This window comes from Kerstersia gyiorum, assembly GCF_004216755.1.
GTDB lineage: Bacteria > Pseudomonadota > Gammaproteobacteria > Burkholderiales > Burkholderiaceae_B > Kerstersia > Kerstersia gyiorum.
Genome location: NZ_SGWZ01000006.1, coordinates 18,449 through 35,831 on the forward strand (window position 1 = coordinate 18,449; position 17,383 = coordinate 35,831).

14 protein-coding genes are annotated in these 17,383 nt (G+C 61.4%); all 14 read right to left on the minus strand.

Annotated elements, in window-relative coordinates; all coding sequences use genetic code 11:
* Positions 1–9: 9 nt before the first annotated feature.
* The gene (locus tag EV679_RS15025; RefSeq protein WP_130487652.1) at positions 10–1,926 is read right to left on the minus strand and encodes a TRAP transporter large permease; all 1,917 of its coding nucleotides are present in this window, start codon (positions 1,924–1,926) and stop codon (positions 10–12) included.
* Positions 1,927–1,928: 2 nt separating this feature from the next.
* A complete protein-coding gene (locus EV679_RS15030) occupies positions 1,929–2,939 on the minus strand; it encodes a TRAP transporter substrate-binding protein (protein ID WP_130487653.1) in 1,011 nt (336 codons plus the stop codon).
* A 424-nt stretch (positions 2,940–3,363) separates the two neighbouring features.
* Positions 3,364–4,161 (minus strand): alpha/beta fold hydrolase, encoded by a 798-nt coding sequence (locus EV679_RS15035; protein WP_130487654.1) that lies wholly within the window; start codon positions 4,159–4,161, stop codon positions 3,364–3,366.
* Between the two features lie 180 nt (positions 4,162–4,341).
* Positions 4,342–4,848, minus strand: a complete 507-nt coding sequence (locus EV679_RS15040; protein ID WP_130487732.1) for a GNAT family N-acetyltransferase — start codon at positions 4,846–4,848, stop codon at positions 4,342–4,344.
* Positions 4,849–5,003: 155 nt separating this feature from the next.
* On the minus strand, positions 5,004–6,593 hold the full coding sequence (locus EV679_RS15045; protein ID WP_130487655.1) for an aldehyde dehydrogenase (NADP(+)): 1,590 nt from the start codon (positions 6,591–6,593) through the stop codon (positions 5,004–5,006).
* Positions 6,594–6,617: 24 nt separating this feature from the next.
* Entirely contained in the window at positions 6,618–7,532 is a 915-nt protein-coding gene (gene kdgD / locus EV679_RS15050) for a 5-dehydro-4-deoxyglucarate dehydratase (protein ID WP_127773211.1), read from the minus strand.
* Positions 7,533–7,720: 188 nt separating this feature from the next.
* Positions 7,721–8,434 (minus strand): FadR/GntR family transcriptional regulator, encoded by a 714-nt coding sequence (locus EV679_RS15055; protein ID WP_242611506.1) that lies wholly within the window; start codon positions 8,432–8,434, stop codon positions 7,721–7,723.
* Between the two features lie 236 nt (positions 8,435–8,670).
* Positions 8,671–9,618 (minus strand): ornithine cyclodeaminase family protein, encoded by a 948-nt coding sequence (locus EV679_RS15060; protein ID WP_165390066.1) that lies wholly within the window; start codon positions 9,616–9,618, stop codon positions 8,671–8,673.
* 120 nt (positions 9,619–9,738) lie between these two features.
* On the minus strand, positions 9,739–11,397 hold the full coding sequence (locus EV679_RS15065; RefSeq protein WP_127773208.1) for a hydantoinase B/oxoprolinase family protein: 1,659 nt from the start codon (positions 11,395–11,397) through the stop codon (positions 9,739–9,741).
* Between the two features lie 14 nt (positions 11,398–11,411).
* A complete protein-coding gene (locus tag EV679_RS15070) occupies positions 11,412–13,508 on the minus strand; it encodes a hydantoinase/oxoprolinase family protein (RefSeq protein ID WP_130487658.1) in 2,097 nt (698 codons plus the stop codon).
* Between the two features lie 53 nt (positions 13,509–13,561).
* The gene (locus tag EV679_RS15075) at positions 13,562–14,368 is read right to left on the minus strand and encodes a 3-ketoacyl-ACP reductase (protein WP_130487659.1); all 807 of its coding nucleotides are present in this window, start codon (positions 14,366–14,368) and stop codon (positions 13,562–13,564) included.
* A gap of 50 nt (positions 14,369–14,418) precedes the next feature.
* Complete coding sequence (locus EV679_RS15080) at positions 14,419–15,699, minus strand: TRAP transporter large permease (RefSeq protein WP_130487660.1); 1,281 nt, start codon at positions 15,697–15,699, stop codon at positions 14,419–14,421.
* 2 nt (positions 15,700–15,701) lie between these two features.
* Positions 15,702–16,226 (minus strand): TRAP transporter small permease, encoded by a 525-nt coding sequence (locus EV679_RS15085; protein ID WP_134838062.1) that lies wholly within the window; start codon positions 16,224–16,226, stop codon positions 15,702–15,704.
* 73 nt (positions 16,227–16,299) lie between these two features.
* A complete protein-coding gene (locus tag EV679_RS15090) occupies positions 16,300–17,301 on the minus strand; it encodes a TRAP transporter substrate-binding protein (RefSeq protein WP_130487662.1) in 1,002 nt (333 codons plus the stop codon).
* Positions 17,302–17,383: the final 82 nt, after the last annotated feature.

Consider the following 17,383-nt stretch of genomic DNA (forward strand, 5'->3'; position numbering starts at 1 on the left):
GTTTGCTCCTCAACTGCTGCTCAAGAAGCCAGGCAGCCACATGGTGATCATGGGGAATGCCGTCAGCAGAATGACGCGCACCAGATCCGCCATCAGGAACGGCGTCACGCCGCGGAAAATGGTAGCCAGCGGCAAGCGGTCCCCCACCACACTGCGCATAACGAATACGTTCATTCCCAGCGGCGGCGTAATCATGCCGATTTCAACCAGCGACAAGGTCACGACGCCCCACCAGATCAGGTCATAGTCCATGCCGACAATCAGGGGCACCACCAGCGGCGTGGTCACCAGCACGGCGGCCAGCGTATCGAACACCGTCCCCAGCAGCAGATAGAACAGCACCAGCCCGAACAGGATCAGCCAATGCGGCATGACATTGATATCTACCAGGCTCAAGACCAGCTGGGTGATATCCGTGAAGCTCATGAAACTGGCGAAAATGTTCGCGCCAATGAAGATCACATAAATGGCGCCGGCATTGATCGCCGTATCAATCAGCGAAGCCTTGAACTTCTCCAGCGTGAACCCTTTGGTGCCAACGGCAAAGACAAAAGCCAGCAAAGCGCCGACAGAAGCAGCTTCCTGCGTGGTGAACATGCCGCCATACAGCCCGCCCAGCACCAGCGCGAACAGCAGCACCGGCCGCCAGGCCTTGATCATGGCCGCGCGCGCCACCTGCCAGTCGAATTGTTCGACATCCGGGGCCAGGCTGGGCTTGAGCCGCACAGAGATGAAAATGGCCACGACATACATGGACAGCGCCAACAGGCCCGGAATCAAGGCCGCCTGGAACGCCACCTGAATGGATTGCTCCACCACCACGCAATAGACGATCAGCACCACCGATGGCGGAATCAAGGCGCCCAGCGTGCCGCCGGCGGCAATACAGCCTGCCGCCAGGCTATGCGCGTAATTGCGGCGCTCCATTTCCACAAAGGCGACCTTGCCGAAGGTAGCCGTGGTGGCAATCGACGAACCGCAGATCGCGCCAAAACCGCCGCATCCCAGCACCGAGGCCATGGCCAGGCCGCCGCGGCGCGACCCCAGCAGCGCCGTGCCGGAATTGAAAATATCCCCCGACAGGCCGGCCCAGGTGGCGAAATTACCCATCAGCAGGAACAGCGGAATCGCCGCCATATCCATACTCGTCAGAGCGCGCCCCACTTCATTCTGCGACACCACGAGCGCTTGCTCCGCCCCCAGCGTCAAAGCCAGGCTGGCCACGCCGACCAGCGCCAGCGAAACACCGATAGGAATCTGCGCGGCAATCAGCAGGTACAGCACCACAAACGCCATGCTGGCCTGCATGCCCGGGCTGCTATCTTCATTGATGAACAGCACGGTCAGCACAGCGCACACGGCAATCGTGCCGGCTGTCACCAGCGCGCCACGCCAGAATCCGGGCTGCGCATAAGCACGGGTGCGCAGCATCGCATACCAGCGCTGCAACGCCTGAATCAGCACCAGCAGCGCCGCCAGCGACATCAGTACACCGGCCACCGCCCACCAGCCTGCGGTGTGCCAGCCGACCACCATGGTTTTCTCGCCATACTCCTGCGCGTCCTGCGCGCGGAAGAGCAAGACAGCCGCCAGCCAGCCAAATACCGCGACCTCCGCCAGCTCGCACAAAAGGCGCACCGCCATCTGGTTGCTGCCTGCGACCGCCTTCATCACATCCATGCGGATGTTCAGATGGCGCACGAATACCAGCCCGGAAAACCCGGACACAATAATGGCCATGAACAAGCCGTTCAGTTCAAACAGGCCGCGCACCGTGTATGGCGTGAAAGCGCGCAGGATGATATCCACCAGCGTCCCGGCCGACACGGCCAGGAGCAGCGTCAGCGCTGCCCAGGCCATGACTTTGCAGAACTGGTCCTGCCAATCAGCCTTGGCGGGAATTTCCGCGATATTGGCCGAGCTCATGCTTATTGCGCTCCGCGTTGCGATTCAAGGGCTTCGGTATAGACTTCCCAAACGCGCTCGCCCTGCGGCACGCTGCCCACCCATTTCTCGATCACCGGCTGCACGGCTGCCGTCCAGCGTTCCACATCCGCAGCGTCAGGCGTCACGATGGTATGCGCGGGATTCTGCTGCAACAGTTGCTTCAGGCGTTCGTTTTCGCCCCCCAGGCCTTCGGACCAGCGGCCAACAAAGTTGGCGCCGCCATGTTTTTCCAGCGCCGCTTTGGCTTCCGGCGCCAGGCGGTCGTACGCGCGTTTATTGATCACCAGGAACACCGTGCTGGACCCCATGGGCACGTCGATGTGATAGGGCACGAAATCCAGTACCTGCCAGGTATAGACCGCGTTCCAGTCATTCAGGCTGCCGCTGAGCGTCTTCTTGGACAGGTTTTCCGCCGTCTGCGGCACAGGCAGGCCGACCGGGATGATGCCCAGGGCTTCCACCGAGGCGCTGGCCAGCGGGCCGGCCGCGCGGATGCGCTGGCCCTTGAAATCATCCAGCGACTTGATTTCGCTGACGCCGTGCGCCGTCAAAATACCCGACGACACCAGCGCGAACACTTTCACATCGTCAAAGCCATCCATCAGGCCTTCTTCATGCAGGCGCCAAACGCCCGTCGATGCTTCGCGCACGGTTTGCGCCTGAAACGGAATCTCCGGGATATCGGCAACCTTGAAGCGGCCCGGGGTATAGCCCGTCACCCCCCAGCCCATGTCCACCAGGCCTCGGCGCACAGCGTCAAAAGTATCCTCGGCCTTGACCAGCGAACCGCCGGAATACAGCTGGATTTTCAGCGTGCCTTGCGAATCCGCTTCAATGTCCTTGATCAGCGGCTCGAACATTCCCTTGGTCAGATAGGCCGTCGGGCCAGCGAAATTGGAAAACTTCAAGGTCGTGGGTTTGGCTTGGGCCAGTGCTGCCGTTCCGCATGCCATCGACAGGGAACAGACTGCCGCCATGAGAATTCGTTTCATCTTTATCTCCGTATTTTGATGGGCTACCGGGCCTGGCTTTGCCTGGGCGGCGCCTTGCCTGCCCCCGGTGCCCTGCCGCGCGATCCAACTGTTTTTTTTCTAACAGATCGGTCTGTCCGGCAGGTTCGGTGGATTACACACACTCGCCCAGCGCAGAGCAATCGAAATCCTTGATGCGTTCACCTGGTAAACACAGAACTGGGAATAACCCTAGCTTCCCGCCAGGATCTGGCAGGAAAAATAATTCACCAGATGAACATAAGTACCCGCTTGAACATCAAAACACTGAATGACCGGCGACGGCGCTGCCCAAAACCTGGGCCCATAAACCATCATGGCACTGCCGGCTGAACCGGCAGTGCCATGAAAAATCAGTCCTGAGCGTTTTGACAGCCCGGCGGCCCGGCAGCCCCCATGTAACTTATTACGCGGGAGGCAGGTCTTGCAGCCACGCAGTGATGGCTGCCAGCAAGACCTGCGGTTTTTCCCGGTGGGGAATATGGCCGCAATCTTCCAGCACGCGGAAAGTCACCGGCCCCTGAATACTGTCAGCGATACGCTGGGGCTGGGCCAGTGAACCGTACTCGTCACGGTCGCCATGCAGCACCAGCGCTGGGCATCGCACTTGCGGCAATTCCGCCCCCATATTCCAGCTGGAAAAATCCGGGGACGTCCAGGTATCCGCCCAGGAATCCAGTACCCAGCGCGCCTGGGCGCCATGGTATTTCTCCAGGCGCGCGAACTGGGCGGGATCCCTGAACATATTCCTGGCATCAACAATGCCCGCCACAATGCGCTCATCCACATAGGCCTGCGCCGCGATCGTAATCAAACCCTGACAGCGGGCATGCTGGGCCGCGCTGGCAATTCCCATGCAGCCGCCAATACTATGACCTAGCGCAAGAAATGCATCAGCCTGGGCCTGCGCCAATACCTGGGGCAAAAATGTGCGTGATTCATCCTGCACATAGTCCATGGACAGCTGCCCCGGATGCGGGTCGGAGCCGCCGAAGCCCAAGCGGTCATAGGCAATCACCCGCCTGCCTGCGGCAGCAGCCAGGCGTTCCGGAAAGTCCCGCCATAAGGCAATACTGCCCAGGGAATCATGCAGCATGACGATGGGGGCCAAGGTACGGCCAGCGTCCGCCGGCTCCCACTGGCGGGCGGCGAGCCGGCCCAATGCGGTATCCACGCTGAAATCGGAAACAATCATGGCGGTCATGCAAGCTCCAGGCAAACCGTGCCGGCGCGACAGGCCCGGCCAAACAAATAGCGTACCGCATGACGCTACGGCAACTTGAAGCCAACAGGGCTGCCTGCCGAATCGGGATTTACCCGCGCAGGCCTGCCTCCACGCGCGGCAAACCGTGGCCGCCCCTGAGGTTTTGAGGCGTTTTCAGGCTTATTCCTGACGCGGCTCCGGACGCGGAATCCGGTAAATCACAGCCTGGTATTTAGGGGTGCTTTCGCTGGCAAACACGGTGCCGCCCAAGGCTTGCGCAATCCGCCGGCTGGCATGATTTTCCTCGGCAACCGGATAGATAAAGGCCGCAACAGGCAAACGCTGCGCGCCCCAGTGCGCGACCGCGGCCACGGCTTCGCCGCCATAGCCTTGCCCGTGCGCATCCTCCCGGATCCAGATACCCAGTTCCGGCTCTGGCTCCGCCGTCCGGTACAAACCCGCCAACCCCATGAATTGCCCATCGGCCAGCGTCCGGATCGTAAAAACAAAATCACTGCCTTCGGCGATTTTCCATAACCATTGGCGCCAGATCAGTTCGAACACCGCCGCTGAGGCCGGAGGCTCAAATGCCATATAGCGGGTCAGCGTGGGCGTCATGCAGGCAAATGCCTCATTGGCATCAGCTGCCGCAAACGGGCGCAAGCTTAGGCGAGCGGTCTGGATCATGGTCAGGATAGCGGGCAAGATCCGCAGCAAGAAGGAGCGGCAAAAAAGGGCGCCAAAAAGAGCGCAAACAGGGGGCGCAAACAGGGGGCGCAACAATGACAGCAGCCATGACATCATACCGGCCATTTTGCCCTGTTGCGCCGCCCCTCCTGCCGTTAAACCGCTGCTTCCGGCCGCCCATCACATAGCCGGGCAATCCCCAGCGGGTTGCCTGGCTGCAAGGCCGCCGGCAACAACGCCTCAGGAAAGTCCTGATAGCAGACCGGCCGCAGGAAACGGTCTATGGCCGTGGCGCCCACCGAGGTGAAGGCAGCATTCGAGGTTGCCGGAAAGGGGCCGCCATGCACCATGGCATGCGACACTTCCACACCCGTAGGAAAGCCGTTGACCAGCAAGCGGCCAGCCTTGCGTTCCAGGATAGGCACAAGCGGCCTGGCGGCGGCATGGTCGGCTTCATCCATGAGCAAAGTCGCCGTCAACTGCCCTTCCAGCTGTTCCGCCACCGTGACGAAATCCCCGGTGTCCTGAACACGAATCACCAGCCCCGCCGGCCCGAACACCTCTTCGCGCAGGGCCGGATTGCCGTGAAAGCCTGCCGCATCGGTGGCAAACAACATGGCCTGCGCCCGTGGCGGCGTCTGCGCCTGTGCAGCCTGGCCCTGCGCCAGACACTGCACTTGCGCGGCTGCCGTCAGGCGGGCAACGCCCTCGTCATAGGCGCGCTGAATGCCCGCCGTCAGCATTACCCCTGCCGGATGCGCTGCCAGCGCTTGCGCCGCCGATGCCAGAAAGGCATCCAGACCAGGCCCGGCAGGCGCGATCAGCAGGCCGGGGTTGGTGCAAAACTGGCCGCACCCCAGCGTCAGCGACGCCACAAACGCCTGGCCAAGCTGCGCGCCCCGTTCGGCCAATGCCTGGGGAAACAGAAAGACCGGGTTGATGCTGCTCATTTCCGCATATACCGGTATGGGTTCCGGCCTGGCCTGGGCCAGGCGCACCAGCGCCAGCCCGCCCTGGCGCGATCCGGTAAAACCGACAGCCTTGATCGCGGGGTGAGACACCAGCGCGCTGCCCAAGGAAGTGCCCGCGCCAAACAGCAAGGAAAATACGCCTTCCGGCATGCCTGTCACTTGCGCGGCCTCGGCGATGGCTTGCCCGACCAGCTCCGACGTGCCCAGGTGCGCATTGTGCCCTTTCACAATGACCGGCGCCCCCGCCGCCAAGGCGGATGCCGTATCGCCCCCGGCGACCGAAAACGCCAGCGGGAAATTGCTGGCGCCAAACACCGCCACGGGCCCCAAAGGCATTTTCGCCAAACGCAGATCACTGCGCGGCAAGGGGCTGCGCTCCGGCTCTGCCGGATCGACGCTGGCTGCCAGAAAGCGTCCGTCACGCACCACCTGCGCGAACAGGCGCAACTGCCCAACCGTCCGGCCGCGCTCGCCAGCCAGCCTGGCCAAGGGCAGGCCGGTTTCCGCATGGGCCCGTTCCAGCAAATCCTCGCCCAGCAACAGAATGCGGTTGGCAATTTCATCGAGGAATTGCGCCCGCTGCGCCAGCGGCAGACTGCGATAGTCATCGAACGCCGCTTGCGCCAGCGCCGCGGCCCGTTCTACATCAGCATCCGAACCGAATCCGAACATCGGCTCAAGATTTTCGCCGGTGGCGGGGTTAACGGCCTTCTGGCCCCCCGCCGTACCGAGAATACGCTGATGGCCGATAAACATCTTACCGATCATCGTCATGATTCCGTCCCGTCACAAAACCGCTTACTTGCCGCCGACCTTATCCATCAGCGCCTTCAGCGCCTGGACTTCCTCGGCTTCCAGATCCGTCAGCGGCGTGCGCACAGGCCCAGCCGGATGCCCCGCCAGACGGGCGCCCGCCTTCACGATACTGACGGCATAGCCCTGTTTGCGGTTGCGGATATCCAGGTAAGGCAGGAAGAAATCATCAATCAGACGCGTCGTGAAGGCGTCGTCGCCCCGCGCCAGCGCGTTGTAGAAATCAATCGCTGTCTGCGGAATGAAGTTGAACACCGCCGACGAGTACACCGGAATCCCGATGGCCTTGTAAGCCGCCGCGTAAACCTCTGCCGTGGGCAAGCCGCCAAGATAAGTGAAACGATCGCCCAGCTTGCGGCGAATCCGCACCATGGGCTCGATATCGCCTACCCCGTCCTTGAAACCGATCAGGTTGGGATGCGCATCCGCCAGTTTTTCCAGCGATTCGGCGCTCAGGCGCGAGTTGGCCCGGTTATAGAACACCACCCCGATACGGGTCGAACGGCATACCTCGGCCACGTGAGCGGCAATCCCTTCTTCGCTGGCTTCGGTCAGGTAATGCGGCAGCAGCAAGATGCCATGCGCGCCCAGGCGTTCGGCCTCCTGCGCCTGGGCGATGGCCGTGCGCGTCGGGCCGCCCACGCCTGCCAGGATAGGCACTTTGCCAGCACCAGCCTGCACGGCAGTGCGGATAATGCCGCTGTATTCGTCGCCGCTGATGGAAAACAGTTCGCCAGTCCCGCCAGCGGCGAACAAGGCGCTGGCGCCATAGGGGGCCAGCCACTCCAGCCGGGCGGCATACGACTTTTCATTGAAATTGCCTTGCTCGTCGAAATCCGTCAGCGGAAACGACAGCAAACCCTGCGAAAGAATATTTTTAAGTTCCAAAGGGGTAGTCACAGCTTTCTCCAATAATCGGGCCACAAGGATGTACTACAACAACATAGAGATATGTCATCATACAATATAGGAGATGAAAGACAAGCTAGGTAGAGACCCTTATGCAGATAGTTAAGCGATGATGGCGTAAAAAAAGAGGGCCGCAGTCAAACTGCCTGGCCCTCTTCTACTTTGACAACACAGACGTCCTACAACACGCCTGTTGTCCCTGCGTCCTGATGATCGACCATGTTTTCCCACACCGCCCGCAGGCGTTCCCGGCTATTGCTGAGGTGCGTGCGCATCGCCGCCCGCGCCGCCTCGGCATCCTGGCGGTCTATGGCCGCCAGCACAACCTTGTGCTCGCCATTGATCTGCCGCAGATATTCCTGCTGCGCTTCCGCCGTGCGCTGCACGGCATTAATGCGGTTGCGCGGAATGATCGCCGCCCCCAGCTGCTTCAGCACATCGGAGAAATAACGGTTGCCGGTCGCCACCGCAATGGCCGTGTGAAAAGCGATATCCGCTTCGACATTGCCTTCGCTGCGCGCATCACTGTCCAGATCGAACTGATCCAGCGCGGCACGCATCGCCGCCACATCATCTGCCGTGCGGCGCTGCGCCGCCAGCCCCGCGGCCTCGGATTCGATGCTGATGCGAAATTCCAGAATGGACATGACATCCAGCAAGGTCACCAGGCTGACATCCAGATTGATGTCGCCATGCGCGGCCTCGGGCAGATCCAGCACAAACGTGCCGATGCCATGCCGCGTCTCTACCAGCCGCGCGGCCTGCAATTTGGAAATCGCTTCGCGCACGACAGTGCGGCTGACGCCTTCGCGCTGCATCAGCTCCGACTCGGTGGGCAGCTTGCAGCCCACCGGGAACTCCCCCTGGCGGATTTGCCGGGTCAGGGACAGCACAACCTCCTGAGTGAGGCTGCGGCTTCGTTTGCGCGGTGTGCTTGGAAAGTTCATAGACGCTGGATCAAAGTTAGCGGAACGCCTGGCAAGACGTCTGAGTGAATAGTAGCCTGCAGGCCCGGACAAGGTCTTCTGCGCCAGCGGCGCAATACGCTTGCCTGTATTTTAAGTGATCCGACGACATACAAGAAAATCACTGCCTGCCCGCCCTGCGCAAGCCGTCATTGATTCCTGGGTCAGGCCGCTTCCAACGCCGTTTCATAGATCATACTGGCCGCCGCAATATCTTCCAGCGCCACCCCGACGGCGTTATACATCACAATCCGCCCAGGCTCGTAGGCTGACGCCTGCCCTGCCGCCAGCATATCCGCCAGGCTTTCCACTTTGGCGCGCAATGCCGCCTGATCGTCAAACAGCAATAAGTCCCCGGTGTCCTGCAAAGTCTGCTCCGGCCACTCCAGCACCACCACGCCGGCGCGCGCCACCGTCACAGCATCGACTTCCCTGGCATGCTTCAGGCATGAACCCACGGCCGCCACAAACGTTCCTGGACGAAGCAAAGCGCCATCAAACACCGGCACCAGCGACCGGGTGGCCGTCACGATGATATTGGACTGGCGCGCCACGGCATCGGCATCTGCCAGCGCCACTCGCACACCCGTATCGCGCTCCAGGGCAGCGCGCAGCGTTTCTCCGGCACGCGGATCACACAGCAAAATCCGGCGCAAAGGAAAAGCGCGGCTCAATTGCAAGGCATGCTCATAGCCGACCGGGCCCAGCCCGAACAGGCCCAAGGTATCAGCCTGGGGATCGGCATAGCGGCGGGCCGACAGCACAGAACAGGCTGCCGTCCGGAACTTGGTCAGCGCGTTGGCCTCGACCGTCGCCAGCATGGCCCCTGTCCGCGTGCAAAACAGCATGATGCGAAAGCACAGGCGGCCAGCGACATGGCTATATACCTTGACGCCGGCATACCCCAGCGCCGGCATGACAGCCCCCATGCTGACCAGCCGGAAACCATCTTGATCGGTACGAAAACGCGGCTGCATATTGACCTGGCCCTCACGCCAGGACAAAAACGCCCGCGTCAGCACTGGCGCCAGATCTCCGGCGCGCAGAATCCGCTCCACCTCGGCATCGGCAATATACAAAGGCATTCCGTCCGCCACTTTCATTTCCATCATGCATGCTTCCTTACAGGGCCATGGCCGGCGCAAACCGGCCATGGCATCTTCACACAACGCGGGCCTAGAGACGGCCCGCGCTGCCGTCACAGCCCTCACGATGAACGCGGCACCCCTGCCTCAACCGCGAAAACCGTAAACGCTGCGCGCCGTTTCCGGCGCGACATAGCCGTTATGCACATCGCTGGCGACTTGCTCGCCAGCGCGCCCGGCGGGATCACCATACCCGCCGCCGCCAGGTAAGGCCAGCATGATGCGCAAGCCGTCCGGCACTTCCACCCGCGACCCCTTGCCCTTCAGCCGCGTGCCATCGCTGAGCTGCACCGAGCCAGCCTCACCGGCAGCGCCGCCGACGCGCCCGCGTGCCGGGTTGAGAATGCGGTCGAACATCGCGTTGAAGGCTATCGCATAGCCATCCGCGGCTTCGATTTCCATCACCTGTCCCAGGCCGCCGCGAAACTTGCCGTGCCCGCCGGAATCCGGCCGCAATTCCTTGCGCCAGACCACGATAGGCCCGACCTGCTCGGTCGCCTCCACCGGCATGGTATGAATACCGCTGGGGAAGGCCGTTGCATTCAGCCCATCCACACTGGGCCGCGCGCCCCCGCCGCCGCTGTTGAACATCAGAATCTGCGCGCTGCGGGCCGCGGCATCCTGAGGGTTCTTGGGGGTCGCGCTGATCTGGATATTCCAGGTCGTCCCCGCCCCTTCCGCCGGGATACGGTCCGGCAGGAACTGATGCAGCGCGCCCAGCACCACGTCCGGCACAAAGTGGCCCAGCACGTGGCGCACAGCGACCGGGCTGGGGCGCTGCGCGTTCAGGATGCAACCCTCCGGCGCCACCACTTCGAAGGGCGCCAGCGAGGCCGCATTATTCGGAATTTCCGGGGCAATCGAACATTTCAGGCCGTAGCAGGTATAGGCCTTGGTGTAGATCATCGGCACATTGATGCCATAGCTGCTGACCCCCGAGGTGCCTGCATAATCCGCCAGGATCCGGTCGGCCTCTATCGTCAGCTTCACTTTCATGAGCACCTGATCTTCGTAGCCGTCCACCCGCATTTCATTCGAAAACGACCCGCGCGGCAGCGCCGCGATCTTGGCCAGTGTCGCTATCCTGCTGTTTTCCAGAATGAACTCGCCGAGGTCATTCAGGTTGTCGAGACCGAACTCGTCCATCATTTGCTGCAAGCGCCGTTCGCCGATCTCGTTGCAGGCCGCCAGCGCATAGATATCGCCCACCACCTGATCCGCCTCGCGCACATTGTTGCGCACGATATTGACCAGATCGCGATTGACCTCGCCACGGTCAGCGAAACGCATGATGGGAATGAACAGGCCTTCTTCGTACACCTCACGGCCATCCGGGCCGAACCCCCGGCCGCCGATATCAACCACGTGCGCCGTGCAAGCAAAAAACCCGATCAGGCGCCCGCCCCGGAAGACGGGCGAGACCACCGTCAAATCATGCAAATGGCCAGTGCCTTTCCAGGGGTCGTTCGTGATGTACACGTCTCCCGGCGCAAAGGTTTCCACCCCCAGGTCACGCATGAAATGGCCCACGGCCTCGGCCATCGCATTCACGTGGCCCGGCGTGCCGGTCACGGCCTGGGCCAGCATCCGGCCCTGTTCATCAAACACACCGGCGGACAAATCCCCCGCTTCGCGCACACTCGTGCTGAACGCCGTCCGGATCAGCGTGAGCGCCTGTTCCTCGACGACCGAAATCAGGCGGTTCCACATCACCTGGCGCTGGATATTGCTAACGTTTCCTGACATGTTCCCTGTCTCCTTCAAGCCTGGCTGTCTTGCTGCATTTCCACGAACAGGCACAGATCAGCCTGCACGGTGGCCACGAATTTGCTCGGTACGATGGTGGCCGTCTCCCGCTCCACGATGACGGCTGGCCCGACGACCCTGTCCCCGACCGCCAATTGCTCGCGGTCATGCACGGCAGCCGCCACGAACGCTTCGAGCTTGGCTTCGAACACCTGGCGCGTGCCCATAGGCGCCGCATCGCGGTATTGCTGCTGGCGTTCAAGCCGCGTGACCGGCTGGGGCGCGCTGGCGGCACGCACCGACCAGCTGACAATTTCGATGTCCAGCCGGTCAATGGCACGGCCAAAGAAACGCACATAGGCTTTTTCGAACTCGGCCGCCAGGTAATCCCGGTCAGCCTGGGTAAATGCCCTCACCGGCAAGCTCACGGGAATTTCCCAGCCTTGCCCGGCATAACGCATATAGGCCGTCCGCTCTATCACTGGCTCGGCATTGCGCAGGCCCTGGCGGGCAAAAGTGCCAGCCTCGTCTTCCATCGCCGCCAGCAGCTGGTTGACCTTGCCCGCATCAAAGGCACTCAGACGCATGAAACCGCTGCGGGCCGACTCGAAACCGAAGGGCGCGCGCAAAAAGCCAAGCGCCGACCCCACGCCAGCGCCGTAAGGCACGATAAAAGCGCGTATGCCCATTTTTTCGCATAGCCGGGCCGCGTGCACCGGCCCGCCGCCGCCAAAAGTGATCATGGTGAAACCGCCGATATCATGGCCGCTTTCCACCGCATGCACACGGCCGGCATTGGCCATGTTTTCATCCACCACTTCGATGATTCCATAGGCCGCCGAGGTCTCCGTCAGGGACAGGCGGTCCGCCACTTCCTGGCGGATCGCATCGGCAGCCAGCGGGCTGGACAATTTCATCTGGCCACCAGCGAAGTAATCCGGATCGAGCTTGCCCAGCAAGACATTGGCATCTGTCACGGTCGGCAGTTTGCCGCCGCGCTGATAGCATGCCGGGCCCGGTTCTGAACCGGCGCTGCGCGGGCCGACGCGGATCTGGTTCATGCCATCGACAGCAGCGATAGACCCTCCGCCAGCCCCGATTTCCACCATTTCCACCACCGGAATCGAGATCGGCATGCCACTGCCCTTCTTAAAGCGGTAGGTACGCGCCACCTCGAAGGTTTTGGCGGTTTTCGGGTTGTATTGCTCAATCAGGCAGATTTTGGCCGTCGTGCCGCCCATGTCGAACGACACAACCGATTCGATGCCATAGCGCTCGGCAATATTGGCCGCGAAAATCGCGCCGCCCGCGGGGCCGGATTCCACCAGGCGCACGGGGAAATCCGCAGCGGTTTCCACGGAAATAATGCCGCCGCCGGAGTGCATCATGAAAACATCGCAAACCGCGCCGCAGCCTTTGAGTTCGCTGCGCAAGCGTTCCAGATACGATTTGATGAGCGGTTTGACATACGCATTGGCGCAAACCGTATTGAAACGCTCGTACTCACGGATCTGCGGCGACACCTCTGAAGAGATGGACACGCTGACATTCGGCAGGCGCTGGCTCAGTGCCTGGCGCATCTGCTGTTCATGCGCGCCATTCATATAACTGTGCAGAAAACCTATCGCCACGCTTTCATAACCGCCTGCCGCGATGGTGTCGATCAAAGCGCTGATCTCGGCCTCATCCGGCGCCAGCAGCACCCGCCCATCGGCGGCGACACGCTCGCGCAGCACATGGCGGTCGGCCCGCTCTATCAGCGCCGCAGGCAGCACGATATCCAGGTCATATTGCTCGAAGCGGTTTTCCGTCCGCATTTCGATCACGTCGCGGAACCCGGCCGTCGTGATGAACGCGGTTTTGACGCCCCGGCGCTCGATCAAGGCATTGGTCGCCAGCGTCGTGCCATGAATAATCACGTCAATATCCGCATACCCCAGGCCCACCTGATCGAGCACCTGTTTCAGGCCTTTCAGAATGGCCCGTTCCGGGGCGGTGTAATCCGTCAGTACCTTGGTCGTATGCAGGCTGCCATCCACTTCCAGGGCGACGTCGGTAAACGTCCCGCCTATGTCCACGCCCACTCTTACGGATTGTTTTTTGTTGCTCATTGCATCCTCTCCACCTTTTGAATCCTGGCTCTCTGGCGGCCAGCTGATTGAAACTACAGACGCGGAATCATCAGGCCGCCATCGGCCTGAATGACGGTTCCCGTCGCAAAGGCAAAAGCGCCGCTCGCCAGAGCCGTCACCATGCCGGCCATGTCTTCGCCCTCCCCCCAGCGCCCGGCAGGCACCAGGCCGTCGGCGATCAGGCGGTCATAGCGCGGCGCCACGACTTGCGTCATGCCGCTGTGCGTAATGCCGGGCCGCAGCTCAAACACGGGAATGCCTGCGGCGGCCAGGCGCAGCGCTGCCAGCCGGGTCAGCATGCCCAGGCCCGACTTCGAAATGCAGTACTCCGCCCGCTCCGTTGACGCGGCCTCGACACTGATGGAGGACACCGTGATGATGGAACGCGGGTGCGCGGCCTGCTCTTGCGCCAGAAAACGTTTCATGACGGCCTGCGTCAAAAAGAAAGTGCCGCGCAGATTGATATCCATGACCGCATCGAATGCTTCCGGGGTCAGCGCCAGCATGTCGGCCCGCTGCACCGCGCCCACACCTGCGTTGTTCACCAGGCAATGCACGCTGTCGCCCAATTCGGTTTCTATCTGCCGCAGCCAGTCTTCATGCGCCTCAAGCTCGGCCAGATCGCCGGAAATCAGCGTCACGCCCGCAGCACCGGCTTGCAGCAGCTCCTGCCGCAAAGCCTGCATCGCCGCCAAGGGCTGGCGATCCATCAGCGCCACGCGCGCGCCTTGCGCCGCAAAGCGCCGCGCAATGGCCAGCCCTATCGTCCCGGCGCCGCCAGTAATCAACACCACCGGCCCCGCCGTCACAGCGGCGGTCTGTTTATTTTCCTGAGCCATTACATCCTCTCGTTATCAACTCTCGAATACCGCGCCAAAGCGCGCGCTCCTTAGCGGAACAAGGCCGGCAGCCACAGCGAAATTGCCGGGATATACGCCACCATCAACAGCACGATGCCGCTGGCGATGTAGTACGGCCAAATGGTGCGCAACACTTCCGAAACACTGATTTTGCCCACCGCGCAGCCCACGAACAGCAAGGTGCCTACCGGCGGCGTATAGAGGCCTATCCCCGCCGCCAGAATCATCACAATGCCGAAATGCACCGGGTCCACGCCGAAGTTCTGCGCCACCGGCAGGAAAATCGGCGTGGTGATAATGATCATCGGGGACAAATCCATGAAGGTGCCCAGCAACAGCAGGGTGACCAGAATCAGCGCCATGGCGACATAAGGGCTGTCCGACATGCTGGTCATCGCGCTGATCACATAACTGGGCACTTGCAGAAAGGCCATGAACCAGCCGAAGGACGCGGCAGCCGCAATAATGAACAACACCATGGCGGTGGTTCTGACTGCCGCGCTCAAGGCCTCCATCAGGACGTGCCAGGACTGCATGCGCATCACCACCAGCATCAGGCCGAAGACATACAGCACAGCAACGCAAGCGCTTTCAGTGGGCGTAAAGACACCGAAGCGCACTCCGCCGAAAATCACCACGACCAGAACAATGGCCGGGGTGGCTGCCACCAGCGCCCGCCCGATGGCAGCCACACCAGCGAACGGCTCTGCCGGGTAGCCCTTGCGCACCGCCTGAACATAGGCCGTCACCAGCAGCGCCGCCGCCAGCAGCAGCCCAGGCAGAATGCCGGCCGTAAACAAATCCGCAATGGAAATCCCGCCGCCACCGGCCACGGCATACAGAATCAGATTGGGCGAAGGCGGAATCATCAGAGCAATGACGGCGCTGCTGATGGTGACGTTGACCGCATAGCTTCTGGCGTAGCCGCGCTTGACCATCTGCGGCACCATGATGCCGCCTATGGCCGAAGCGTCTGCAATCGGCGAACCGGAAATCCCGCTCAGCAGCACCGACGAGGTGATGTTGACCTGCCCCAGCCCGCCACGGATATGGCCCACCAGCGTGCCGGCGAAATTAATCATGCGGTCCGCCACCCCGCCGCGCATCATCAATTCGCCAGCAAAAATGAACAGCGGAATGGCAATCATCGCAAAGGAACTGATGCCCTCATTCATCTGCTGGAACACGATCAGCGGCGGCAAACCCATATACATTGCCGTGCACAAAGCGGCGACCGCCAGGCAGAAGGCAATCGGCACACCCAGAATCATCAGGCCCAGGAACACGCCGAAAAGAATCATCAATTCCATGCTTACTCTCCCTCGCCGAAGCCGTCTTCCGGCGCCTGGCGCAGCAGGTTTTCGAGCGAGAACACCGCAATCAACACGCCGCCCAGTACCAGCGGGATATACGTTGCGCCTTGAACGACATAACTGCCCGGCATCAGGACATGCCAGGACCCGATCACCAGATCCATGCCGAAATACGCCATCGCAACGCCGAAGGCCGCCGTCAGCAAATGGCTGAAACTGCGCACAGCCCGGCGCAGCGGCCCGGGCATCATCATTTGCCCGACGACAAAACCAATGTGATCCTGATGCCTGACGCCAGCCGCCGCGCCGATCAGAATGAACCAGCCCATCAGCAGAATCGCCGTGGTTTCGCTCCAGCTGGGCGAATCATTCAGCACAAAGCGCGCAAAAACCTGCCAGCCAATAATCAGCGTCATGCTGACCAGCGCCACCCTTGCTACCCATTGCGCCGCATTGGCAACGCCATTGAGCAGGCACGCCCATCCCGGCGTGCGGCAGTCTGCCGTACGTTTGAAAGCATTCATTTTGAATGACGCCATGGTTGGAGAAGCGCGCCCGGGCACCGCCGGGCCGCCCTTCCCGATACAAGCCGAAGGCTTATTGAACGGCCTGGATACGCTCGTACAGTGAACGCAGTTTGTCGTTGCTCAGGTACTTCTGGCGCACAGGCTCCACGGCGGCGGCAAACTCGGCCTTGTCCACCTCAACCACCATGGCGCCCTTCTCGCGCACGATGCGCTCGGACTCCACTTCGCGGGCATCCCACAACTCGCGCATCTTCTGCGTTGCCTCTGCGGCAGCCTGCTTCACGGCCTGCTTCTGGTCATCGGACAAGGCATCGAAAGTGCGCTTGGACATCACCAGCATTTCCGGCAGCATCAAATGCTCAGTCAGCGAATAATGCTTGGCCACTTCATAGTGATTGGTGGACTCATAAGTCGGCCAGCTTTGCTCGGTGCCGTCGATCACCCCGGTCTGCAGGCCGGAATACATTTCATTGAATCCCATGGGCACGGCGTTGGCCCCCATGGCATTGATCATGTCGAGGAAAATATCCGAAGGCTGCACCCGGATCTTCAGCCCCTTCAGGTCGGCCAGCGTTTTCACCGGCTTCTTGGAGTTATAGATATTGCGCATGCCGGCATCGAAATACGCCAGCCCGACCAGGCCGTGCGGCTCCAGCGCATCCATCACTTCCTGGCCAATGGGGCCATCGACAACATCGCGCATGTGCTGCACGGAACGGAACACATACGGCAATGAAAACACCACGGTTTCGTCGATCAGGTTATTGATCTCGCCCAAGGTCACACGGTTGATATCAATCACGCCAAAACGCGTTTGCTCCACGGTTGCCTTCTCGTTGCCCAACTGGCCCGAGGCAAACACCTTGATATCCAGCTCACCATTGGTCAGCTCGCTCAAACGCTGCCCCATGAACTCCACTGCCTGCACCGGCGGGTAATTGATCGGGTGCACATCGGCCGCGCGCAAAGTCTTTGCCTGTGGCGCCGCAACCGCCAGCAAAGCGAAAGAAACCCCCGCCAGCCACTTGCCGGATGCGCGGCGCACATCCTTACGGAATCCCAAATCCTTCATGCCTCTCTCCTGTTGGTGACACTATTTTTTATAGGTATAACGCACTACAAAGATAAGATGACTGATGTCTTAGTGGAGTATA